This window comes from Microbacterium natoriense, assembly GCF_030816295.1.
Classification (GTDB): Bacteria; Actinomycetota; Actinomycetes; order Actinomycetales; family Microbacteriaceae; genus Microbacterium; species Microbacterium natoriense_A.
Window position 1 is genome coordinate 969365 of the sequence record NZ_JAUSXV010000001.1, and the last position, 21887, is coordinate 991251.

Annotated in this window: 19 protein-coding genes and 1 pseudogene; 13 read left to right on the forward strand and 7 right to left on the reverse strand. The window is 68.1% G+C overall.

Annotated features, from left to right (window positions below; genetic code table 11):
• Positions 1–115 precede the first annotated feature (115 nt).
• The 4 genes from QFZ53_RS04610 to QFZ53_RS04625 all read left to right on the forward strand — a co-directional run bounded on the left by QFZ53_RS04610 (position 116) and on the right by QFZ53_RS04625 (position 4526).
• On the forward strand, positions 116–1135 hold the full coding sequence (locus QFZ53_RS04610; RefSeq protein ID WP_307294052.1) for a carbohydrate ABC transporter permease: 1020 nt from the start codon (positions 116–118) through the stop codon (positions 1133–1135).
• A complete protein-coding gene (locus QFZ53_RS04615; protein ID WP_307294055.1) occupies positions 1132–2016 on the forward strand; it encodes a carbohydrate ABC transporter permease in 885 nt (294 codons plus the stop codon). The genes QFZ53_RS04610 and QFZ53_RS04615 overlap by 4 nt, the downstream gene beginning before the upstream one ends.
• A gap of 5 nt (positions 2017–2021) precedes the next feature.
• A complete protein-coding gene (locus tag QFZ53_RS04620; RefSeq protein WP_307294058.1) occupies positions 2022–3443 on the forward strand; it encodes a glycoside hydrolase family 1 protein in 1422 nt (473 codons plus the stop codon).
• Positions 3444–3533: 90 nt separating this feature from the next.
• Complete coding sequence (locus QFZ53_RS04625; protein WP_307294060.1) at positions 3534–4526, forward strand: LacI family DNA-binding transcriptional regulator; 993 nt, start codon at positions 3534–3536, stop codon at positions 4524–4526.
• 166 nt (positions 4527–4692) lie between these two features.
• On the opposite strand, the gene QFZ53_RS04630 is transcribed toward QFZ53_RS04625, so the two are convergent.
• Positions 4693–5508: a M57 family metalloprotease gene (locus tag QFZ53_RS04630; protein ID WP_292904279.1), complete on the reverse strand. Its 816-nt coding sequence runs from the start codon at positions 5506–5508 to the stop codon at positions 4693–4695.
• 347 nt (positions 5509–5855) lie between these two features.
• On the opposite strand from QFZ53_RS04630, the gene QFZ53_RS04635 reads away from it, so the two are divergent.
• From QFZ53_RS04635 to QFZ53_RS04645, 3 genes are all read left to right on the forward strand, one after another.
• Positions 5856–6581 carry a DUF2510 domain-containing protein gene (locus tag QFZ53_RS04635; RefSeq protein ID WP_307294062.1) on the forward strand — a complete coding sequence of 242 codons (726 nt, stop codon included), beginning with the start codon at positions 5856–5858 and terminating at the stop codon, positions 6579–6581.
• Between the two features lie 193 nt (positions 6582–6774).
• Entirely contained in the window at positions 6775–7167 is a 393-nt protein-coding gene (locus QFZ53_RS04640) for a hypothetical protein (RefSeq protein ID WP_307294064.1), read from the forward strand.
• 11 nt (positions 7168–7178) lie between these two features.
• Complete coding sequence (locus QFZ53_RS04645; protein WP_307294065.1) at positions 7179–8483, forward strand: hypothetical protein; 1305 nt, start codon at positions 7179–7181, stop codon at positions 8481–8483.
• 74 nt (positions 8484–8557) lie between these two features.
• Here QFZ53_RS04645 and QFZ53_RS04650 read toward each other — a convergent pair whose 3' ends face one another.
• Together QFZ53_RS04650 and QFZ53_RS04655 are read right to left on the reverse strand one after the other, a co-directional pair.
• Complete coding sequence (locus QFZ53_RS04650; RefSeq protein ID WP_307294067.1) at positions 8558–9607, reverse strand: hypothetical protein; 1050 nt, start codon at positions 9605–9607, stop codon at positions 8558–8560.
• Positions 9595–10467 carry a DUF1266 domain-containing protein gene (locus tag QFZ53_RS04655; RefSeq protein ID WP_307294068.1) on the reverse strand — a complete coding sequence of 291 codons (873 nt, stop codon included), beginning with the start codon at positions 10465–10467 and terminating at the stop codon, positions 9595–9597. The genes QFZ53_RS04650 and QFZ53_RS04655 overlap by 13 nt, the downstream gene beginning before the upstream one ends.
• Before the next feature lie 125 nt (positions 10468–10592).
• Here QFZ53_RS04655 and QFZ53_RS04660 point away from each other — a divergent pair, with 125 nt between their 5' ends.
• Positions 10593–11261: a TetR/AcrR family transcriptional regulator gene (locus QFZ53_RS04660; protein WP_307294069.1), complete on the forward strand. Its 669-nt coding sequence runs from the start codon at positions 10593–10595 to the stop codon at positions 11259–11261.
• 166 nt (positions 11262–11427) lie between these two features.
• Here the strand turns inward: QFZ53_RS04660 and QFZ53_RS04665 are convergent, their stop codons facing one another.
• The 3 genes from QFZ53_RS04665 to QFZ53_RS04675 form a co-directional block, all read right to left on the reverse strand.
• A complete protein-coding gene (locus QFZ53_RS04665) occupies positions 11428–12768 on the reverse strand; it encodes a uracil-xanthine permease family protein (protein ID WP_307294071.1) in 1341 nt (446 codons plus the stop codon).
• A gap of 118 nt (positions 12769–12886) precedes the next feature.
• On the reverse strand, positions 12887–13750 hold the full coding sequence (locus tag QFZ53_RS04670) for a phosphoribosylaminoimidazolesuccinocarboxamide synthase (RefSeq protein WP_292907448.1): 864 nt from the start codon (positions 13748–13750) through the stop codon (positions 12887–12889).
• 7 nt (positions 13751–13757) lie between these two features.
• On the reverse strand, positions 13758–15149 hold the full coding sequence (locus QFZ53_RS04675) for a hypothetical protein (protein ID WP_307294073.1): 1392 nt from the start codon (positions 15147–15149) through the stop codon (positions 13758–13760).
• A 100-nt stretch (positions 15150–15249) separates the two neighbouring features.
• Here QFZ53_RS04675 and QFZ53_RS04680 point away from each other — a divergent pair, with 100 nt between their 5' ends.
• From QFZ53_RS04680 to QFZ53_RS04700, 5 genes and pseudogenes are all read left to right on the forward strand, one after another.
• Positions 15250–15873: a PadR family transcriptional regulator gene (locus tag QFZ53_RS04680; RefSeq protein WP_307294075.1), complete on the forward strand. Its 624-nt coding sequence runs from the start codon at positions 15250–15252 to the stop codon at positions 15871–15873.
• A pseudogene (locus QFZ53_RS04685) lies at positions 15870–17412 on the forward strand (DHA2 family efflux MFS transporter permease subunit). The gene QFZ53_RS04680 and the pseudogene QFZ53_RS04685 overlap by 4 nt, the downstream one beginning before the upstream one ends.
• A 159-nt stretch (positions 17413–17571) precedes the next feature.
• Positions 17572–18102 (forward strand): GNAT family N-acetyltransferase, encoded by a 531-nt coding sequence (locus QFZ53_RS04690; protein WP_307294077.1) that lies wholly within the window; start codon positions 17572–17574, stop codon positions 18100–18102.
• 129 nt (positions 18103–18231) lie between these two features.
• Positions 18232–19701, forward strand: a complete 1470-nt coding sequence (locus tag QFZ53_RS04695) for an amino acid ABC transporter substrate-binding protein/permease (RefSeq protein WP_307294078.1) — start codon at positions 18232–18234, stop codon at positions 19699–19701.
• The gene (locus QFZ53_RS04700) at positions 19698–20426 is read left to right on the forward strand and encodes an amino acid ABC transporter ATP-binding protein (RefSeq protein ID WP_307294079.1); all 729 of its coding nucleotides are present in this window, start codon (positions 19698–19700) and stop codon (positions 20424–20426) included. The genes QFZ53_RS04695 and QFZ53_RS04700 overlap by 4 nt, the downstream gene beginning before the upstream one ends.
• 132 nt (positions 20427–20558) lie before the next feature.
• Here the strand turns inward: QFZ53_RS04700 and purD are convergent, their stop codons facing one another.
• Entirely contained in the window at positions 20559–21836 is a 1278-nt protein-coding gene (purD, locus tag QFZ53_RS04705; protein ID WP_307294080.1) for a phosphoribosylamine--glycine ligase, read from the reverse strand.
• Positions 21837–21887 lie beyond the last annotated feature (51 nt).

Consider the following 21887-nt stretch of genomic DNA (forward strand, 5'->3'; position numbering starts at 1 on the left):
GTATCTCTTCTCTGCGTTTCGTCTCGCTTCGCTCGCTCAACGGCCGGGTCTCGTGCCTGGCCGTTGAGCGAGGAGCGCAGCGACGAGACGAAACGCCGCACACGAAGGACAGAACATGACTCTCACCGAAGAGCAGCAGGCGACGGCATCCGCTCTGCCGAAGAGCAGGAGCACGGATGCCGCCCCGAAGCCGTCCTGGCGGCATCGCCTCTCGCGCGTCGATCAGAAGGGGTCGCCCTACCTCTACATCTCACCCTTCTTCCTGCTGTTCGGGCTGATCGGGCTGTTCCCGCTGCTGTACACGGTGTGGGTGGCGCTGCACGACTGGGATCTGCTGAAGGGCGAAGGAGGCTTCGTCGGCTTCGCGAACTTCACCGAGATCCTCGGCGACGGCATGTTCTGGAACTCCATCGGCAACACGCTGAGCATCTTTCTGCTGTCGGCGATTCCGCAGCTGGCCGTCGCCCTGGTGATCGCCTACCTGCTCGACCAGGGGCTGCGCGCCCCCTCGTTCTGGCGCATGAGCGTGCTGATCCCATTCGTGGTGACGCCGGTGGCCACGGCGATCATCTTCTCCAGCATCTTCAACGAGGCCGACGGCCTCGCGAACAACCTGCTGAACCTCATCGGCATCGTCGACCAGGAGTGGAAGCACAACACCTTCCTGTCGCACTTCGCGATCGCGACGATGGTGAACTTCCGCTGGACCGGCTACAACGCCCTCATCCTGCTCGCCGCGATGCAGGCGGTTCCGCGCGACCTGTACGAGTCGGCGGCGATCGACGGGGCGGGAGCTGCGCGCCGGTTCTTCTCGATCACGATCCCCAGCATCCGTCCCACCCTCATCTTCGTGATCATCACGGCGACGATCGGCGGTCTGCAGATCTTCGCCGAGCCGCGGCTGTTCGACGTGTCGACGGCCGGCGGGATCGGCGGCAGCGAACGCCAGTTCCAGACGACCGTGCTGTTCCTGTGGGAGCTCGCGTTCTTCCGCCGCAACCTCGGCGAGGCCTCGGCCGTCGCGATCCTCCTGTTCGTGCTCATCGTGGGCATCGGACTCGTCAACTTCCTCATCTCGCGGAGCATCTCCACAGGAGATGCTCCGAAACGTCGCCGGAAGGAGCGCGTCCGATGACCGCCACCCAGGCCCTCAGCGTCCCCGAGCGCATCCGCCGCAACCGCCAGAGCGGCACGGCGGGCATCGGCAGTCGCCCCGGCTTCCTCACCTACGGCCTGCTCGCGGCCTTCCTGATCGGCAGCGCGTATCCGCTGTGGTGGTCGTTCGTGGTCGCGAGCGGAACGAACTCGACCCGGGGCGAGACGCTGCCCCTGATCCCGGGCGGCAACTTCTTCGCGAACGCGGTCAAGGTGCTCGATGCGATCCCGTTCTGGAAGGCGCTCGGCAACTCGGTCCTCATCTCCGCCATCATCACGATCTCGGTCGTGACCTTCTCGACCCTCGCCGGCTACGCGTTCGCGAAGCTGCGTTTCAAAGGGCGCGACGGGCTCATGGTGTTCGTGATCGTGACCATGGCGATCCCGACCCAGCTCGGCATCATCCCGCTGTTTATGCTGATGCGTCAGCTCGGCTGGACAGGCTCGATCGGAGCGGTGATCGTTCCGACCCTGGTCACGGCGTTCGGCGTTTTCTTCATGCGTCAGTACCTTGTCGACGTGATCCCCGACGAGCTCATCGAGGCGGCGCGAATGGACGGTGCGAACCAGTTCCGCACTTTCCTCACCGTCGGCGTCCCCGCAGCGCGCCCGGCGATGGCGATCCTCGGCCTGTTCACGTTCATGACGGCCTGGACCGACTACCTGTGGCCGCTCATCGTGCTCTCCCCGCAGAACCCCACACTGCAGACCGCGCTCAGCCAGCTGCAATCGGGCTTCTACGTGGACTACTCGATCGTGCTCGCAGGAGCCGTGCTCGCCACGCTTCCGCTGCTCGTGCTGTTCGTCGTCGCCGGCAAGCAGCTCGTCAGTGGAATCATGGCCGGTGCGGTGAAAGGATGACCCCTATGACCCGCCCCTTCCCGAAGGACTTCCTGTTCGGCGCCGCGACCGCGGCGTACCAGATCGAAGGTGCGGCCTTCGAAGACGGGCGCACGGCATCCATCTGGGACGCGTTCTCCCGTGTGCCGGGCGCCGTGATCGGCGGCGACAACGGCGACGTGGCGTGCGACCACTATCACCGGTACCCGCAGGACGTGGCGCTGATGAAGGAGCTGGGTCTCCAGACCTACCGCTTCTCGACCTCGTGGTCGCGGGTGCGCCCCGATGGCGGGGCCGTGAACAAGCAGGGCGTCGACTTCTACAAGCGGCTGGTCGACGAGCTGCTCGGCGCCGGCATCCTGCCCTGGCTGACCCTGTACCACTGGGACATGCCGCAGGCTCTGCAGGAGGTCGGCGGCTGGACCAACCGCGACACGGTCGAGCGCTTCCTCGAGTACGCGGGCACCATGCACGATGCCCTCGGCGACCGGGTGAACGTGTGGACGACGTTGAACGAGCCCTGGTGCGCATCCTTCCTCTCTTATACGGGCGGCGAGCACGCTCCCGGGCACACGAGCGTCGCCGAAGGACTGCTCGCATCGCATCACCTGCTGCTCGCGCACGGCGCGACGGTGCGTGAGCTGCGTTCGCGCGACTCGTCACTGAACCTCGGCATCACGCTGAATCACACGGTGGCCGACCCGGCCGACCCGCAGAACCCGGCCGACGTCGATGCTGCCCGCCGGGTCGACGGGCAGTTCAACCGCTGGTTCCTCGACCCGATCTACCGGGCCGAGTATCCGGCCGACATCGTCGAGGACGTCAGGGCGGTGGATGCCGCGGCGGTGCGCCGCTTCGAAGAGGCCGTGCACGACGGCGACCTCGCCACGATCGCGCAGCCCATCGACACACAGGGCGTGAACTACTACCACGGCGATCTCGTGGCGGGGGAGGCTCCCGCGTCGTCGCCGCCCTCCGGCGGACCGGCGACGACCCGACCAGGGCGCAGCCCCTACCCTTCGGATGCCGGAATCCACGCGGTCGAGCGGGGTCTGCCCCGCACCGCGCAGAACTGGGAGGTGCAGCCCGAGGGGCTCACCCGCCTGCTGCACCGGGTGTGGGACGAGTACGCGCAGCCGGCGGGCACCGTGCTGTACATGACCGAGAACGGCGCCGCCTACGACGATGTCGTGTCGGTCGACGGGCGGGTGCACGACGCCGATCGTGCCGAGTTCCTCCGGCTGCATCTCGGCGCGGTGCTCGACGCCGCAGAGGCGGGCGTCGACGTGCGCGGATACTTCTACTGGTCACTGTTCGACAACTACGAATGGGCCTGGGGCTACGACAAGCGCTTCGGCATCGTCCGGGTCGACTACGACACCCAGGAGCGCACGGTGAAGGATTCGGGCCGAGAGTACGCCCGCATCATCGCAGCACGCGCCCTCTGAGCATCCCGGTGTCTTTCGAATCGCGCGGATGACCGTATCCTGAGCCTGGATGCAGTCATTCACGCGATTCGAAAGACGACGGGAGACCCGATGAGCAGGCCGACCATCGAAGAGGTGGCAGCAGCCGCCGGGGTGTCGCGGTCGACCGTGTCCCGTGTCGTGAACGGCTCGACGGCCGTGAGTCCTGCGGCGCTCGCCGCCGTGCAGAAGACGATCGCCGAGATGAACTACGTGCCCAACCGTGCGGCGCGTTCGCTCGCGTCGAGGCAGACGCACGCGATCGCGCTGGTCGTGCCCGAGGACACGACGCGGTTCTTCGGCGACCCCTTCTTCGCGGCGATCGTCGCGGGCATCACGGGCGCGCTCGGGGCATCCGACTACCTGCTCAACCTGCTCATCGCGAGCGACGACCCCGGCGACAAGGTCTCGGGGTTCATGCGCAACGGCGGCGTCGACGGCGCGCTGATCGTGTCGCACCACACCAGCGACGCCTTCATCGAGAGGATCGCGGATGCCGTGCCGGTCGTGTACGGCGGCCGCCCCGTGCGGCGACGCGACGGGGACTACGTCGTCGACGTCGACAACGTCGCTGCTGCCCGCGTCGCCACCCGCCGGCTGATCGGCATCGGACGCACGCGCATCGCGACCATCTCGGGCCCGCTGACGATGGTCGCCTCGAACGATCGCGTGCAGGGGTATCGAGACGAGCTGGCCGATGCTGGACTCACCCCGTTCGCCGAGGAGGCGGGCGACTACTCCGAGGCCTCCGGCGCTGAGGCGGTGCGCCGCATCCTCGCCGCCGGGCGACCCGACGCGATCTTCGTCGCGAGCGACCTGATGGCGCGCGGCGCGATCATGGCGTTGCGCACCGCCGGCATCCGCGTTCCGGAGGACGTCGCGATCGTCGGCTTCGACGATTCCGCCGTCGCCCTCACGACCGAACCTCCGCTGACGACCATCCGCCAGCCCATGTACGCGCAGGGTGAGGCGATGGCCGGGGTGCTGCTCTCGCGGCTCGCGGGGAAGAGCCCCGAGCGGACCACGATCCTGCCGACCGAGCTCGTCGTGCGCGCCTCGGCCTGAGCGGACCCCGGGGCGCCGTGCCGTCCGTCGGCCGAGATCCCGTCTGCATGCCGAGAATGCCGATCTGCCCCTGCGGACGGAATCCGACCCTGCAGACGGGACTGGCCGGCCGCACGGACAGCAGGCCCGGTCGTGGTCGACCGGGCCTGCTGCCTTCTGGGGAACGTCAGTTGCCGTAGAGGGAGACGACACCCGCGACGTCGGTGCTCGTCATCGACAGGTCGTCGGACGAGCCGTTGCACTGCGGGTAGTGCATGATCGACGAGGAGTCGTAGGGCGTCAGGGGGCGCCAGTTGGTGTCTTCGAAGCAGGTGCCCGACTCGGGGCGGGTGTGCTCGTGACGGAATCCGAGGACGTGACCGAGCTCGTGGCCCAGGATGTTCGTCGGCGTCCAGGAGCCCGAGCTCCAGATCGAGTCGTCGATCAGCACGTTCTGCTGGCGATCCGGTGTGCTCGGGAAGAACGCCCGGGCGATGTACTGAGAGGTCTGTACGGGCTCGACCGAGAACAGGACCGACTTGTTGCGGGTCGTGCAGTTGCCGTCAGCGCTGCTGACGTACTGGAAGTCGATCTTCGACGACGCGGCCTCCCACAGCGCGGCGCCGCTGGCCATCGCGTTCACGACGTCGGCGTGACGAGCGCCGAACTTCGTGCTGACGCAGTAGGTGAGGTTGCTCACCTGCGCGTCGGACCACTTGTCGTCGATGCCGCTGACCGTGTTGACGATGAGTCCGTCGTTGCGCGTCTCGGGGCCGATGAGCACGTCGTAGAAGGCGCGCAGGTCGCTCCGGTTCGAGATCACCTCGTCACCGTTGACGATGTAGCTTCCGTCGACGTCCCGGTAGGTCGACGCCGCGAACTCCTGGAAGGAGGGAGCGGAGCCGTCGTCCACCGAGGTCGCAGCGGATGCGGGGATGACCGCGCCGATGCTGAGCGCCGCGGCCGCGGTGGCGGCGAACGCGAGGGTTCTGATGAGTCGCATGCAATGATCCTTTTCGATCTGAGCGATTCCGCCCGCCTGGTCGGCGAGCGGGCCACGGGCCGGCGAGGTGGGCGTCTTTGCTCCACCGATCGAGCCGAAGCCCGCTCACGGTAACCGCGGCGATTCGCGCCGGTCAAGAGATGCAACGGCGCGCCGGAGGATTTCTGTACTCAGGTGAGAAACTCGCGAGGGCTCGCCTGGACGAAGGTCTTTGCTCACCCTCGCCAGACGTCGAGGGTGAGCAGGGTGCCTCTCCTCGGGCGCTCGGGCAGCAGCGGTCGCGTGGGACTGTCACCGTAGGCTGGTGTTCGCGCGGTGTGAGCTGTGTCGATGAGGAGGGTGTGGTTATGCAGGCTGGGTGGTATGACGATGGTTCGGGTCGGCAGCGGTGGTGGGATGGGGAGCGGTGGACGGATGACTTCGCTCCCGCTCAGGGCGGTGCCCCTGCGTCGGCGGCTCCGGTGACGTCTGCGCCTGCTGCGAGCGGTTCTGTGTCGCCGGTTCTGGGGTTCGTGGGTCTGGGCCTGGCGGTGCTGGGTACGGTGCTGGCGTGCGTTCCTGCGGTGTTCGGCGTCGGGGTGGTCGTGCTGCTGGCCGGGTTCGTGGTGTCGTTGGTCGGGTTGTTCCGCAAGGGCGCGGTGAAGTGGCCGTCGATCGTCGGGATGATCGTCGCGGTCGTCGGCGGAGCCATCGGCACGGTCGTGCTCGTGGTCTCGCTGCTCGCGAACCTCGCCGGTCCGGTCGATCCGACCATCCCCACAGACACGCCATCCACGACCTCCACCGAGTCGCCTACGACGGGAACGAGCGAGGAGCGGCAGTTCACAGCGGAAGAGCTCGGCGAGCGATTCGCGGCCACGTTGCGTTCCGCGGGAAACACGAGCTACGACGACATGCCTGACTTCTATCCGTGTGTGGGGCAGTTCCTATACGACTCCGAGTTGTCCGACGAGACTCTTCGCCTGATCACATCCGCCCAGGATCCACTCGAGTCCGAGCGCGACGCCGCTGAGCAGGTGATCACAGACGCAACACTGACCTGTGACCCGAATGGCGAGGGTGCAGGGGGCTGACTCGAAGCGGTTCATGCGTCGGCCGAACGAGCGACGCATGACCGTGAGGAAGCTGATGCCGCCTCGAACTGATGTCTGACGGCGAGCGGTTGCTCGGTGTACGTACGGCCCACATGGGGAGTGCTACCCATGTGAGCTGTGCTACTGCGATGGGTAGGATCGCGGTGCGTAGGTTTGTCGGAGGGGGAACGCGATGATCATCATGCCGGTACCGGATGGATCGGTGGCGAAGCGGATGTTCCGGATGGATCGGGACATGGCCGAGCGTCAGGTGAAGCTGGTGGTGGACGCGTACAAGTCGTTGGCTGCGTCCAAGACCACGTTGCAAGCTGTCGCCGAGGGGCAGACCACGTCGGTCTGGACCGCGGACGGCAAGTCGGTGGAGCTGGCCTCGATGCTGACGGCCCGCTACAACGCGACGTTGGCGTGGAGGCAGGCACTGGAGTCCCAATTGGATCGCGCACGGGAGATCCTGCGCCTCGCGATCGACTCGACGACGCAGTTCGACGAAGAGACCCAGCAGCGTTACATCGCCATGCTCGACGGCGCCGACAAAGTGACAACCGACGGCGCGACCGCAGTCTGAAGGGGACGATCATGGGGCAGAACAAGGAACGTCTTGACCGTCTGAAGGTCAACCGGGGCAACTTCGCCAACACTGTCAACCGTGCAGCACAGTCGACGCAGCGCACTGTGGCGGCGGCTTCCGCGGATGAGGCCTCGGCGAGCGCGCTGAAGGCGGCTCGTACCGAGGGTTTCGAGGGTGACTACGGCGATGAGGCGGCATCCGCGCTGACCGAGCTGCACAAGCAGATCGACAAGTTCGCGGCGCATCAGGCGGCGTTGAGCAAGGCGATCGAGGCCGCGAATCAGGCGCTGCAGGCGGCGGCAGACGGCACGGGCGATCTTCCGGACTCCGGGCTGTCGTCGCAGCAGCAGAACACGATCGACATGGCCGCGCAGACGAACAGCCCGGTGCAGGTGTCACCCGGTGTGACGATGACCTCGGCCGAGGCGAAGCAGTACTACCTCGATCAGGCGGCGGCAGCGCAGGAGGAGGCGGCCGCGAAGGTGACGGCCGCCCTCGACGCGACGCTGCAGGACATCATGGACACGATCCCGGTATCGGACTACGACGAGCCCGAGCCCACGCCCGACCCCTCGGGGGACGACGGCACGGGCGGCAACCCGGGGGTCGACGACCCCGGGGTGAACGGCGGCGGCTCCGGCGGCGGCGTCACAGGCGGCGGCTCAGGATCGGGTGGTACGGGCGGCACCGGTGGCGGTGGCGGTGGCGGCGGTGGCACGATCGTGGGTCCGCCGCTCGTCCACTATCCGCCTCACGTCGACCCGCCCTATGTCGACCCGCCTTACGTGAAGGACCCCTGGTTCCCCGACACCGACGGCACCGACGACCCGCGCGTCGACGGCGGCACCGATGGCGTGGTTCCCGGCGGCGGCACTGGCGGTACGGTCGGCGTTCCCGGTGGCGGCACCGGTGGCGGAACCACAGGATCGGTCGGCGGCGGCCTGAGCGGCGTGCTCGGCGGAGCGTCTGGCGCCGCGGGGCTGGCCAACCGCCTCGGCGGCGGGGGCGGCCTGCTCGCCGGTGGCGGAGGCATGGTCGGCGGTGCTGGCGGAGTCGGATCGGCATCGGGCGCCGGAGCTTCCGGTGTCGTCGCCCAGCCCGGGGCGGCGAACGGCGGTCGTGGCGGAGCCATGGCGGGCGGCGGTATGGCCGGAGGCGGAGCCGGTGGACGCGGCGACAAGCGCAACCGTCGTCGCGGGCAGGATCTGATGGCGATCGAGCTCGAACCCGATGACGAGACCGAGCCCGACATCGGCGCTGCGGGCGCGGCCGGGCGCTCGGCATCCGAGGGCCGCGAAGAACTCTCCTGGTAACCGCTCGCGATCGGGTCTTCGAGGAACACGGGCACGGACCTGACGCCCCTCCAGGAAGGTCCGCACCCGTGAGTCTATGAGCCGCCGAAACCGCTGAGGATCTCGCCGCCGAACAGCGAGAGCGCGGTGACGCCGGCCGAGAGCAGCAGCACTCCTGCTGTCGCGGCGATAGCCATGATCGAGACGCCGCTGCCGCCGAGGCGCTGTCCGCGCAGGCCCACTGCGACGCCCGCACGCGCAGCGAGAGCGCCTGCGCTGTCGTCGCGGTACAGCTCGGTCCGCACCGAGAAGCGGCGGTGGAACTCCTCGGCGAGCACGACCGCTGCCGCCATCGTCGCCGGCCGGTCGAAGCGCGTTCCTCCGGGGAGATATACGTACAGGCGGTCGGAGACGAGCTCGATCTCGGCACCCGATCCGAGATCGAGCACGCGCGCCATGAGGTCGGGCGTGAAGATGTACAGCGCATCCTGCTGGTAGCCCTCTGGCACGATCAGCCGGAACACGGTCGCGAACTCGCCTTCGAGTTCCATGCGGGCCGCGCCGCGTCCGAGGCCGAGCGTCGGGATGATGCTGCGACGACGATTCGCCAGCACGATGTGCGGCACGGACGAGGGCAGCGGCAGCTCGATGAACGCGAACGGACGCTGGATCGTGGCACCCTCCTGTCCGCGCGCGACCGAGCGATGAACGCCCAGCTCGAACGGCATCCGCTCGTCGTCGCAGGCGACGACTGCGCGCTCCTGCCCACGGGCCACGCGGGCGAACGGCGCACCGGGCCGCCGTGTGTTCTCGAGAAGGTCGGCGTAGGCCCAGCCGTTCCGCCAGGCGAACGCGGCCACCTTCACCCGGCGCGCGAGACCCACCGCGTACCAGACGAAGCTCACGGCGGCGAGCACCGTGTAACCGACCACGAACACCCCGAGGATCGGCGCCACGGCCAGGATGTCGCTGCGCCCGAGGAACCACAGACCCGCCAGCATGGCGGCGGCGAACAGCAGGACGGCGATGAGGATGACGAGGAAGCGTCGGTGCGGCGGAGTTCGGCAGATCCGCTCGTACGCGAGGATGTCGCCGAAGCCCGCTGCATGCCGCAGCGGCTCGAGATCTACCTTCACAGGCTCCATGACAGCGTCGCCCACGGGCCGTTGCGCTTCGCGGTGGCCGCGGCCTGGAAGTCGACGCATCCGTCGCCGAACTTCTCGAACGACTTCTCATCGACGTTGCCGTCGCTCCAGTGCATCACGCGGCCCGTGACGTAGCTGAGGCCGAAGTCCGCCCACGACGAGAAGGCGGGGCGGCCCTCGACGTTGATGCGGTGGATGATCTGGCGGGCCTCGGCCACGTCGCCGTGGCCGAGCGCGACGCCCCAGGTCGTCATGCCGACGGCCTGTCCGAGCGCGTATCCGTCGAGAGTCTTCACGAAGAGGTCGGGCGTCACGATGTCCTTGCCGACCCGCTTGCGGATCAGGCCCTCGGTGTACTCGATCGAGGTGACGAACGTGCGGGCGTCGCGCTTGTCGCCGCCCTCGGCGACGATCGCGTTCAGCCATTCCTTGGCTTTGGGAACGCGGCCGAGCTGCTCCGCGAGCTGCGCGCGGACGGCGAGGTAGAGCGACCACATCTCGCGGCGGCGGCGCACGGTGAGCAGGCGCTCGATGTTGTCGAGCCAGTCCTGGCGCGTGTGAACGCCCCACTGGTCGATGAGGACCTTCTTCTGACGGTCGCCGAGGAGCGACGCAGTCGGGTCGTTCCAGTGTCCCGACGGCAGGTTCACGATCTGGAGGAAGCCGAGAGCGATCTCGTTCGCCTCGGTGTCGGCGGTCGAGTGCCTCTCATCGGCCTTCACCTTCGCCGCGGGCATGATCCAGACGACGAGGAAGAACACCACCACGACGCCCACGATGACCCACACCCACCATTGCGAGAGGAGCCACTCGATGATGGAGAAGACGTTGTTGAAGTCGACGCGAGCGGCGGGGCGCATGAGGGCTCCTGGAACTGGGGGACCCGGCGGATCCTCTTAGCTTGAATGGATGTTCAGTGAGTAATCTATACGGACGAAGCCCGTTCCGAGAAGACCGTCGTCCGCATCGCAGAGGAGGATGCCGCATGGCACGCTCCGATGAGCAGAACCGTCACGCGCGGGAGAAGGCACGCGAGAACATCCTTCAGGCGGCGATCGTCCTGTTCAGCGAGCGCGGTGTGGCCGGCGCCAGCATCGCAGAGATCACGAGCCGGGCCGGCGTCGCTCAGGGCCTGGTGAACTACCACTTCGGCGGCAAGGATCAGCTCGTCTCCGCCGTGATCGACCGCTGGTTCGAGACGGTGCTCTCGTTCGCGCGCGTCGACGGCGCACCCGACGAGGCTCTCGCCGCAGTGATCGACGGCGCGCTCATGGCCACCGCCTTCGCCGTGCCGCTGCAGCGCGCCGTGCTCGCCATGCAGCAGCAACCCGCGACGCATCGCCTGTTCGCCGAGTCCGAGCAGAGGCACGCCGCGGGCGTGACCGCCGCGGAGGACGCGGTCCGCGACCTGTTCCGCGCGCGGGGCGCTGCCGACCCGGCGCTCGAGGAGGTCATGCTCCGCAGCGTCCTCGAGGGCGTGTTCGTGAAGTTCGCCGTGTTCGGGGACACCTATCCGATCGAAGACGCCCGGCTCTGGGTGCATCGGCTGTACGGACTGCCTGAGCCGCAGCATCCGCTGCCGCTGCCCCTGCCGGCGCGCGAGGGCGAGCCGCGCCCACGGGCGTCGGGCACCGTCGTGTGTGCCCAGCCCTAGTCCCTCTCTTCTCCTTGCGGCTTCGTGTGGCACCCGGGGAAGGTTCGCGCGCGTGAAAGCGGCGCGGGGTGCCACATGAAGAGAGAGAAGGGGAAGAAGGCCAGGGGTCCGCAGACGCCGAGATCCCGGATGCTGCGGCTGCGGCATCCGGGATCTCCGTCGTGACTCAGGCGGGGTCGCCGCCCAGCGGTCCGACCGCGGGGATGGGGCCGCCGTCGTCTGCACCGGTCTTGCGCCAGCGCGCGATGGCGTTGCCCAGGTGGTAGATCAGCAGCGCGGCGACCGTTCCCACCACGATCGCTCCGAGCTGGAAGTCGCCCCAGCCCATCGCGAAGCCGGCGATCGCGATCACGAACGACACCGCGACCGTGTACTGGTTCACCGGGCGCGAGAAGTCGACGCGGTTGTCGACCCAGATCTTGATGCCGATCACGCCGATGAGGCCGTAGAGCGCGGTCGTGACCCCGCCGAGGACGCCGGCGGGGATCGTGTTGAACACGAAGCCGACCTTGGGCGAGAAGGCGAGGAGGATCGCCACGATTCCGGCCACCCAGTAGGCCGCGGTCGAGTACACGCGGGTCGCCGCCATGACGCCGATGTTCTCGCCGTACGTCGTGGTGCCCGAACCGCCGAAGGCGCCGGCGATCGTCGTCGCGACGCCGTCGGCGACGAGCGCGCGACCGGTGCTCTTGTTGATCGCCGGGTCGTTGGTCATGGTGGCGACGCCGCGCACGTGCCCCACGTTCTCGGCGATCAGCACGAGTACGACGGGCAGGAACATCGGCACGAGCTTCCACGCCGCAGGGTCGGTCACGGCCGCGAGGTGGAACTGCGGCAGGCCGATCCACGCGACGTCTTCGATGCCGTCGAACGCCAGCTGTCCTGTGAGCGCTGCCACGATGTAGCCGACGATCACGCCGAGGAAGATCGAGATGCGGCCGAGGAAGCCGCGGAACAGCACGCTGAACAGGATGACGGCGATCAGGGTGACCGTCGCGAGCTGGGGCTGCAGCTTGAAGTTGTTCCACGCGGCGGGTGCGAGGTTGAAGCCGATCAGCGCGACGATGGAGCCCGCGACGACCGGCGGCATCAGGCGGTCGATCCAGCCCGTGCCGACCGCCTGCACGAGGAAGCCGATCGCGGCGAGCAGCACGCCCACCGCGGCGACGCCGACGAGAGCCTGCGTGATCTGCTCGGGAGTCTCCAGGGTGTTGCCGCCGTTGAGCGCCGTGATCGGCGCGAGGAAGGCGAACGACGAGCCCAGGTAGCTGGGCAGGCGGTTGCGGGTCAGCAGCAGGAACAGCAGCGTGCCGACGCCCGAGAAGAGCAGCGTCGTCGTCACGGGGAATCCGGTGATGATCGGAACGAGGAACGTCGCACCGAACATGGCGACGACGTGCTGCGCGCCGATCGCGATGGTCGCCGGCCAGCTCAGACGTTCTTCGGGGCGCACGACGGCGCCGGGTTCGACGGTGCGGCCGTCTCCGTGGATCTTCCACAGGGGCATGCGGGCTCCTCAGGATCGGGGGTGGGGGAGTGCTTCCGCCACACTACCGATTCCTGAGTGTTGCCTGGGTGCTCTTCTGCCTCCGCCGTGCGTCACTCGGAGAGCGCAGGCCGTCGGCTCAGGCTCCGAGTCGCTCGATCAGCTCGCGGTAGCGGGCGGAGGTGCGCTCCACGATGTCCTTCGGGAGGGCGGGCGGTTCGCCCTGCTTGTCCCAGTTCGCCGCGAGCCAGTCGCGCACGATCTGCTTGTCGAAGCTCGCCATCCGCTGGCTCGGGGTGGTCCCGGTCTCCCAGGCCGCGGCATCCCAGTAGCGCGAGGAGTCGCTCGTGAGCACCTCGTCAGCCAGTCGCAGCACGCCCTCGGCATCCGTCCCGAACTCGAACTTGGTGTCCGCGAGGATCAACCCGTTCGCCTCGGCGACCTCGGCGGCGCGTGCGTAGAGGGCCAGAGAGGCGTCGCGCAATTCGGCGGCGCGCTCGGCGCCGACCAGCTCGGCGGTCTTCTCGAACGTGATGTTCTCGTCGTGCTCGCCCATCGGCGCCTTGTACGCAGGGGTGAACAGCGGCTCGGGAAGGCGATCGCCGTTGTTCAGGCCGGCGGGCAGCGGGATGCCGCAGACGGTTCCGCTCTCCTGGTACTCGATCCAGCCGGAGCCGGTGATGTAGCCGCGCACGACGCACTCGATCGGAAGCATCTCGAGGGACTGTGCGAGCATGGCGCGATCGGCGACGGATGCCGGCAGCTCACCTTCCGCGAGGTGGTTCGGCACGTCGGAGAGCTGAGCGAACCACCATCGGCTCAGTCGCGTCAGCAGGGCTCCTTTGTCGGGGATGCCGGGGGAGAGCACGACGTCGAACGCGCTCACCCGATCGGACGCCACCACGAGGATGCGCGTGTCCTCCGCGTCCTCGGAGGCGTACAGGTCGCGGACCTTGCCGGAGTAGACGTGCCGCCAGCCGGGGATGCTCAGTGCTTCGCTCACGGGATCATTATCCCGCGGCCGCGTCCCACAGTCGTACCAGCATGTCGGCGAACTCCTGCTCCTCGGCGTCGCGCTTCCCGCTGACTCTGTCGTCGAGGACGAGCGGGTCCGCCGCGGTGAACCACTCCACCGATCCGGCGGCGTTGATCCAGGTGTGCCAGCCGCGTTCGAGAAGCAGCGGCTTCATCGTGGTCGCGAAGGCGGAGATGGTGGCTTCATCGGAGTCGGCGAACTCGAACCGTGCCGTCGGTTCCTGGTCGTCTGCATCGGGTCGACTGATCTCGATCTTGTCGACGCCGGGCAGCGCGAGTGCGGCCCGGGCGATCGCGAGCGAATCCGCGAAGTCGGCGGGGCGATCGAAGACTCTGAAGTTCTGCGTCTCGGTGCGGATGCCGAACCCGCTCACGTCAGCGAACTCGGGGAGGTCGCCGACCGCGGCCAGCACGGTGTCGGCGTCTGCGGCCGTGGGGACGGTGACGTTGACGTAGTTCTCCGAGGCCTGGATCTCGGCGGACACCCCGAGATCGGCGATGGCCTCTGCGACGGCGCGCGCCGCCTGCGTGGCTCCATCGATCGTGGTCGCTCCGCCCTGGACGTCGACCACGAGATCGGCCGGGAGCGGAATTCCGGCGAGGAACGCCTCAACGGCCGGGACATCGTCTTCGCCGGCTGTCCGCACGGAGAGTTCAGCAGGGGTGACCTCGGCGCCGATCAACGCGAAGCGCTCGAGGAGCAGCTGGAAGAGAGTGAGCGCGGGCGTGATCCGTGTCGCCTCGCCGTCCCAGGACTCGTCGTCGATCTCGAAACCGGCGGGAGTGCTGATGGCGTGAGCATTGGAGCGGCCGTCGGTGATGCCCAGTCTCTGCACTGCTGCGGCGGCCGCACCGTAGCCGTCGGCCAGTGCGTCCGGGCTGTCGACAGCGACCAGAACCTTCTCGTCGCTGTAGATCAGGCCGACCTCGACGAGCTGGACATGCGGCGTGGCGATGAGCTCGCGGGCGACCTCGATGTTCAGCACGCCGAAGTCGTCATCCTCGCCGACACCCACTGTCATGCCGCCGATCGTGACCGACGCGTTCCACGAGACGTTGGCGGAGTGCGTGCGCATGTACTCGGAGAAGGTCGCGGCCAGTCGGTCGACCTGCACGTCGGAGAGATCCGGGTCGGCGGTCACATGCGCGTCCACGCTTCCTGAGAAGGGCAGGTTGTTGTGTCCGCCCGCGTCGACCGAAGCGACCCCGTCGACGTCGGCGAAATCGCGTTCGAAGGCTTCAGCCGCGCTTGTGCCCGCGTCGACCGGTCCGCATCCGGTGAGCGCGAGCATGAGAGCGACCGCGACGGAGAGTGCGCCGGCGCGCATCGTGTGGCGGCGTCCGTCGCTGTTCACGTCGTTCGTCATCGTCGTCCCCCCGGATCCGCCGTCGTGCATCCGACCATACCCGGAGATGCGCCGCCGCCCGGTGATATAGTCCATCTGGACTAACCGGAATGGACTGCCGATGAAGGACGCCGTCGATCAGCTCACCCCGATGGGGGTGATGGTGCTCGCGTTGCTGCGCGAGGGCGACATGCACCCCTATGAGATGGTGCGGCTCATGCGCGCACGACGCGACGATCGGCTGCTGACGATCACGAACGGGACGCTCTATCACACTGTCGCGCGACTCCAGCGGGCCGGACTGCTCGACGAGGTCGGCGTCGACCGCGAGGGCAACCGTCCCGAGCGCACCACCTACACGCTGACCGACGCAGGGGTCGATGCCCTCGTCGGCTGGCTGCGGCGCGAACTGTCCCGCATCGACCATCCGTCCGACTTCCGCATCGCGCTCGCAGAGGCGCACAACCTCGAACGCGACGACGTGATCGAAAGCCTTCGCCTCCGTCGCAACGCCCTCGTTGACGCGCACGCGTCCCATCGCGACGGACTCGCAGGAGCGCGCACGAAGAAGGTGCCGGAACAGGTCCTCGTCGAGTTCGAGCGCCAGGAGGTGCTGCTCGAGGCCGAGCTGCGCTGGCTTGACTCGCTCCTCACCCGCCTCGAAGCCGCCGCCTTCCCCTGGGGTCCGCGCGCGTTCGAGAACACCGACCGCTATCTCGCTCAGCGAAAGGCCGCCCAGCAATGACCGAATCCTCTTCCGCCGCGGAGCCGACGCGCGCCCCTTCGGGACCGTCGACCGGCACATACTCCGTCGGGCACAAGCCTCGCAGCCCCTGGCCCGCCCTCTGGGCGCTGGTCATCGGCTTCTTCATGATCCTCGTCGACACCACGATCGTCTCGGTCGCGAATCCAGCCATCAAGGCCGCCCTCGACCCGTCGACGAACAACCTCGACAACGTCGTGTGGGTCACGAGCGCCTACCTGCTCGCGTATGCCGTACCGCTGCTCATCACCGGACGTCTCGGCGACCGGTTCGGCCCGAAGAACATCTACCTGATCGGGCTTGCGGTCTTCACTCTCGCCTCGCTGTGGTGTGGTCTGTCGACGACGCTCGAAGGCTTGATCGTCGCTCGTGCGGTGCAGGGTCTCGGCGCAGCCTTCATGACTCCGCAGACGATGGCCGTCATCACCCGCACGTTCCCCGCCGAGCGGCGCGGGGCCGCGATGGGGCTGTGGGGCGCGACCGCCGGCATGGCGACTCTCGTCGGTCCCCTCGTCGGCGGGCTGCTCGTCGACGGGCTCGGCTGGCAGTGGATCTTCTTCGTCAACCTTCCGGTCGGCGTCATCGGATTCGTCCTGGCGTGGATCTACGTGCCGAAGCTCGCGACGCACCCGCATCGTTTCGACGTGCTCGGCGTCGTGCTCAGCGCTGTCGCCCTGTTCCTTCTCGTCTTCGGACTGCAGGAGGGCGAGAAGTTCGATTGGGGCGTCATCTGGGGCCCGATCTCGGTGTGGGGCCTCATTATCGCGGGTCTCGTCGTGCTCGCGCTGTTCATCGTGCAGCAGGCGCGCACGCGCAGTGAGGCCCTCGTGCCGCTCGGCCTGTTCCGCGACCGCAACTTCTCGGGCGCCAACGTCGCGATCGCCGCCGTCGGCTTCACTGTGACGAGCATGTCGCTGCCGCTGATGTTCTTCCTGCAGATCGCGCGCGGTCTCACCCCGACCGAAGCCGCCTTGCTCATGATCCCGATGGCGGTGCTCTCCGGCGCGCTCGCTCCGTTCGCGGGAAAGCTGCTCGACCGCATCGATCCGCGGATCATCCTGGTCCCCGGCCTGCTCAGCGTGGCGGGAGCGCTGGTCTGGTACTCGGCTCTGATCAACATGGACACGCCGATCTGGATGTTCCTGCTGCCGTCGGCCCTGATGGGCGTAGGGAACGCCGGCATGTGGGGTCCGCTCGCCACCACCGCGACCCGCAAGCTGCCGCCGCGTCAGGCCGGCGCCGGCGCGGGCATCTACAAACACCACCCGCACGATCGGCTCGGTCATCGGCTCGGCGTCGATCGCCGCGTTCATGCAGGCGCGTCTCGAGGCGAACCTGCCCGGCCCGTCGGACGCCCCTGCCGGCATCGGCACGGGCGGCGCGCTGCCCCCGCAGGTCGCCGACGGGTTCTCCGCGGGCATGGCGCAGGCGATCGTGCTGCCGGCGTGCGTCATGGCCGTCGCACTCGTGGCCTCGCTGTTCCTCGGTCGGTACGATCCGGCCGACGCGCCGAAGGGCTGAACCCGCCGGCCGGGCGGCCGCGCGGCCGCCTGTCGCCGAGTGCACGGGATGCTGTCGACCGCACGGCTCGTCGCCGCAATTCGCCCGTGCACTCGGCGACAGGCCGTGCGCTCGGCGGTCGTTTTGGCAGGACAAGAGGTCGTGTGATGTGCTCGGGTGATGACGATCGCGCTCATCCGTCCCACCGCCGACCTCTATGACAGCTGGGCCGCTGCTGTGGCCGAGTTCGGTGGCGGGCACATCGACGGTTCTGGTCTGCAGGCGCCGGTCATCCCCGGTCGGGTCACCCTCGACGAGCTCATCGAGAACGCGGCCCGGCTCGCCGACACGTCCGTGGCGCCGCCCGAAGACCGCGTGCACAACGACCTGTACTGGATCGTGGACGGCCGAGAGGTCGTGGGCTTCCTGTCGTTCCGGCACACGCTCAACGACTGGCTGCGCGAGGCAGGCGGCCACATCGGCTACGCCGTGCGCGCGTCGCGTCGTCGCCGCGGATACGCGTCGGCGGCCCTCGCGCTCGCGCTCGACCGTGCACGCGAGATCGGACTCGACCGTGTGTTCATCACCTGCGACGACGACAACATCGCTTCGGCGCGCACGATCGAGCGAGCGGGTGGTGTGCTGCAGGACGTCAGCGACCAGTCGGAGCGCGGCCACGCCCTGCTGCGCCGGTACTGGGTCACGTTGTAACGGCATCCGTCGCCCGGCATCTTCGCGTTCCGACGTCCGCTCGTCCTGCGGGTGAGCGGACGAGCGGCGGATAAGGTGGGTGGTCGACGGTCAAACGGTCGTCTGATCCGACCCCGAGGAGCATCCGTCGTGATCCGAAACCCCTCTTCCGCGATCGCGCATCTGCGCAGACTGGGCCGTGTCGCCGGCGCCGCGACCATCACCGCCTTCCTCGCTGCAGGCGCGATTCTCGGCGTCTCGTCGACCGCGACCGCCGCCGATGAGAAGTACATCATCGGCACCGACACGACCTTCGCCCCGTTCGAGTTCACGAACTCCGACGGCGAGCTGGTCGGCATCGACATGGACCTGCTCCACGCGATCGCCGAAGACCAGGGCTTCGAGGTCGAGATCCGCCAGCTCGGATTCGACGCGGCCGTGCAGGCGTTGCAGTCCAACCAAGTCGACGCCGTCATGGCGGGGATGTCGATCACCGACGAGCGCAAGAAGACCTTCGACTTCAGCGATCCGTACTTCACCAGCGGCATCCAGCTCGGCGTGCTCGATGCGAGCGACATCCAGTCGCTGGACGACCTCGACGGCAAGACCGTCGCGGTCAAGACGGGTACGCAGGGACAGACCTTCGCCGAGGAGAACCAGGAGAAGTACGGCTTCAAGGTCACCCCCTATCAGGACACGACCGACATGGTGGATGCCGTCAAAGCCGGCCAGGCCGTCGGCTACTTCGAGGACTTCCCGGTGCTGGCGTACGGCATTCAGCAGGGTTCGGGCTTCCGCCTCGTGGGCGACCCCGAGCTCGGCGGAGAGTACGGCTTCGCAGTCAACAAGGGCCAGAACCCCGAGCTCGTCGAGATGTTCAACGAGGGCCTCGCGAACCTGAAGGCCTCGGGCGACTACGACAAGATCGTCGACACCTACCTGAGCGGCGAGGCATCCGATCAGCCCACCGACATCATCTCGGTCGCGGTGAAGTACTGGCCGGCTCTCATGAACGGCCTGTGGCTGACGATCCTCGCGACGCTCGTCGCCCTCGTCGCCGCATTCGTGCTCGGCATCGTGTTCGGGTTCGGCCGGATCTCGGGCTTCTTCCTGTTCCGCTGGCTCGCCACCGCCTACGTCTACGTGTTCCGCGGCACGCCGATCCTGGTGCAGGCGTTCTTCGTGTTCTTCGCCATCCCGCAGCTGTTCCCCGGGCTCACGTTCAACCCCTTCGTCGCCGGCGCGATCACGCTGTCGCTCAACACCGGCGCCTACATGACCGAGATCATCCGCGGCGGCATCCAGGCGGTCGACCCCGGTCAGAACGAGGCGTCGCGCTCGCTCGGTCTCGGCCACTGGAAGACCATGCAGAAGGTCGTTCTCCCGCAGGCGTTCCGCATCATGATCCCGTCGTTCGTGAACCAGGGCATCATCACCCTGAAGGACACCTCGCTGATCAGCGTGATCGGACTAGCCGAGCTGACCTTCCAGTCGCGGCAGATCATCGCCTCGACCTACCTGTCGGCCCAGGTGCTGACGATCGTCGCCGTGATCTACTTCGTCGTGATCACGCTGCTGACGCTGCTCGCCAACCGTCTGGAGAGGAAGTTCAACGCATGAGCAAGATCGTCGTGAAGGACCTGCACAAGGCCTTCGGAGACAACGAGGTGCTCAAGGGCATCGATCTCGAGGTGAGCGACGGCGAGGTCGTGGCCGTGATCGGGCCCTCCGGTTCGGGAAAGTCCACGCTGCTGCGCTGCCTCAACAAGCTCGAAGAGCCCACGGCGGGTCACGTGATCGTCGACGGCGTGGACCTCACGGACAAGAGCGTCAAGCTCGACGAGGTGCGTCAGCGCATCGGCATGGTGTTCCAGCACTTCAACCTGTTCCCGCACATGACCGTGCTGGAGAACATCACGCTCGCCCCGATCGAGCTCGGACGGATGTCGAAAGCCGAGGCTCGCGAGCGCGCGATCTCGCTGCTCGACCGCGTCGGCCTGGCGGAGAAGGCGGATGCCAGGCCCGCATCCCTCTCCGGTGGCCAGAAGCAGCGTGTGGCGATCGCCCGTGCGCTCGCGATGGACCCCGAGATCATGCTCTTCGACGAGGCCACCAGCGCCCTCGACCCCGAGATGGTGGGCGAGGTGCTGCAGGTGATCCGCGATCTCGCGTCCGGCGGGATGACGATGGTGCTCGTGACGCACGAGATGGGCTTCGCCCGCGAGGTCTCCGGCCGCACCGTGTTCATGGACGGCGGCGTGGTCGTCGAGGAGGCGCCGCCTGCCGAGCTGTTCGGAGCTCCGAAGAACGAGCGCCTGAAGGACTTCCTCTCCAAGGTGCTCTGAGCGCGGCATCCGCTTCTCTGCGCATCCCGCGTCGACTTCCCGTGCACTCGCCGAGCGCACGGGAAGTTCGCGTCGAGGGGCCGTGCACTCGACGACTTCGCGTGATCTCGACGCGCGCCGCGAGGCGGGCCGCTACTCCGCGACGCGGGCGGCGATGTCGGTGCGGTAGTGGGATCCGTCGAGGGAGATCTGCGCGATCGCCTCGTACGCGCGGTCGCGGGCGGTGCGGAAGTCGGATGCCACGGCCACGACGTTCAAGACGCGGCCTCCCGTCGCGATGAGCGAGCCGCCGGGAGCGTCGGGTGAGGCCGTCGCCGCGTGCACGAGACGCACGCCCTCGACAGCAGCGGCGTCGGCGAGGCCCTGGATCGGGCGACCGGTCTGCGGAGCCTCGGGGTATCCCTCGCTCGCGAGCACCACGGTGATCGCGACCTCGTCGCTGAAGACGGGCTCCGGCTGGTCCTCGAGGGTGCCGGATGCCGCGGCGAACAGCAGCTCCGACAGCGGGGTCACCAGGCGCGGCAGCACGATCTGCGTCTCGGGGTCGCCGAAGCGGGCGTTGAACTCGATCACCCGCACACCGGCGGGGGTGAGGATGAGGCCCGCGTAGAGCAGGCCGATGAACGGCGTGCCCTCGGCATCCAGCTGGCGGATGACGGGGAGCGCGACGTCGCGCGTGACCTCCTCGACGAAGGCCTTCTCGCTGCCGAACTGCTCGTCGAGCCAGGGCAGCGGAGAGTACGCGCCCATCCCGCCCGTGTTGGGGCCCTCGTCGCCGTTCAGTGCGCGCTTGAAGTCCTGCGCGGGGCTCAGGGCGCGCACGGTGTCGCCGTCGCTGAGGAAGAACAGCGAGACCTCGGGGCCGGAGAGGAACTCCTCGATCAGCACGGGGCCGGCAGGCAGATAGTGCTCTGCGTGGGCGAGGGCCTCGGCGCGGTCTGAGGTGACGATCACGCCCTTGCCCGCGGCCAGACCGTCGGCCTTGACCACGTAGGGAGCGCCGAGCTCATCGAAAGCCTTCTCGACGTCGGCGATGCGGGCCGCGCGGACCGCGCGTCCGGTCGGCACGCCCGCGGCATCCATGATCCGCTTCGCGAACGACTTCGACCCTTCGAGCTGCGCCGCCGCTCTGCCCGGACCGAAGACCGGGATGCCGTGCGCGCGGAGCACATCGGCGACCCCGGCGACCAGCGGCGCCTCGGGACCTACGACCACGAGATCGATCGCGTGCTCATTGGCGAAGGCGGTCACCGCCGCGCCGTCGAGCGGGTCGACCGAGACGGGCGTGGCATCCTGCGCGATGCCGGCGTTGCCGGGAGCGACGAAGATCTCGTGCGCCGTCTGCTCGGCCCGGAGGGCGAGGATGATGGCGTGCTCGCGGGCACCGGAACCGAGGACCAGGATCTTCACTCGTCCAGACTACCGAGGTCGCCGGGCGAGGTTTCGGCTGCCTCGCTTCGC

Coding starts and splice junctions, on each gene's coding strand:
- QFZ53_RS04610 (WP_307294052.1), top strand. CDS start 116: ATGACTCTCACCGAAGAGCAGCAGGCGACGGCATCCGCTCTGCCGAAG.
- QFZ53_RS04615 (WP_307294055.1), top strand. CDS start 1,132: ATGACCGCCACCCAGGCCCTCAGCGTCCCCGAGCGCATCCGCCGCAAC.
- QFZ53_RS04620 (WP_307294058.1), top strand. CDS start 2,022: ATGACCCGCCCCTTCCCGAAGGACTTCCTGTTCGGCGCCGCGACCGCG.
- QFZ53_RS04625 (WP_307294060.1), top strand. CDS start 3,534: ATGAGCAGGCCGACCATCGAAGAGGTGGCAGCAGCCGCCGGGGTGTCG.
- QFZ53_RS04630 (WP_292904279.1), bottom strand. CDS start 5,508: ATGCGACTCATCAGAACCCTCGCGTTCGCCGCCACCGCGGCCGCGGCG.
- QFZ53_RS04635 (WP_307294062.1), top strand. CDS start 5,856: ATGCAGGCTGGGTGGTATGACGATGGTTCGGGTCGGCAGCGGTGGTGG.
- QFZ53_RS04640 (WP_307294064.1), top strand. CDS start 6,775: ATGATCATCATGCCGGTACCGGATGGATCGGTGGCGAAGCGGATGTTC.
- QFZ53_RS04645 (WP_307294065.1), top strand. CDS start 7,179: ATGGGGCAGAACAAGGAACGTCTTGACCGTCTGAAGGTCAACCGGGGC.
- QFZ53_RS04650 (WP_307294067.1), bottom strand. CDS start 9,607: ATGGAGCCTGTGAAGGTAGATCTCGAGCCGCTGCGGCATGCAGCGGGC.
- QFZ53_RS04655 (WP_307294068.1), bottom strand. CDS start 10,467: ATGCGCCCCGCCGCTCGCGTCGACTTCAACAACGTCTTCTCCATCATC.
- QFZ53_RS04660 (WP_307294069.1), top strand. CDS start 10,593: ATGGCACGCTCCGATGAGCAGAACCGTCACGCGCGGGAGAAGGCACGC.
- QFZ53_RS04665 (WP_307294071.1), bottom strand. CDS start 12,768: ATGCCCCTGTGGAAGATCCACGGAGACGGCCGCACCGTCGAACCCGGC.
- QFZ53_RS04675 (WP_307294073.1), bottom strand. CDS start 15,149: ATGACGAACGACGTGAACAGCGACGGACGCCGCCACACGATGCGCGCC.
- QFZ53_RS04680 (WP_307294075.1), top strand. CDS start 15,250: ATGAAGGACGCCGTCGATCAGCTCACCCCGATGGGGGTGATGGTGCTC.
- QFZ53_RS04690 (WP_307294077.1), top strand. CDS start 17,572: ATGACGATCGCGCTCATCCGTCCCACCGCCGACCTCTATGACAGCTGG.
- QFZ53_RS04700 (WP_307294079.1), top strand. CDS start 19,698: ATGAGCAAGATCGTCGTGAAGGACCTGCACAAGGCCTTCGGAGACAAC.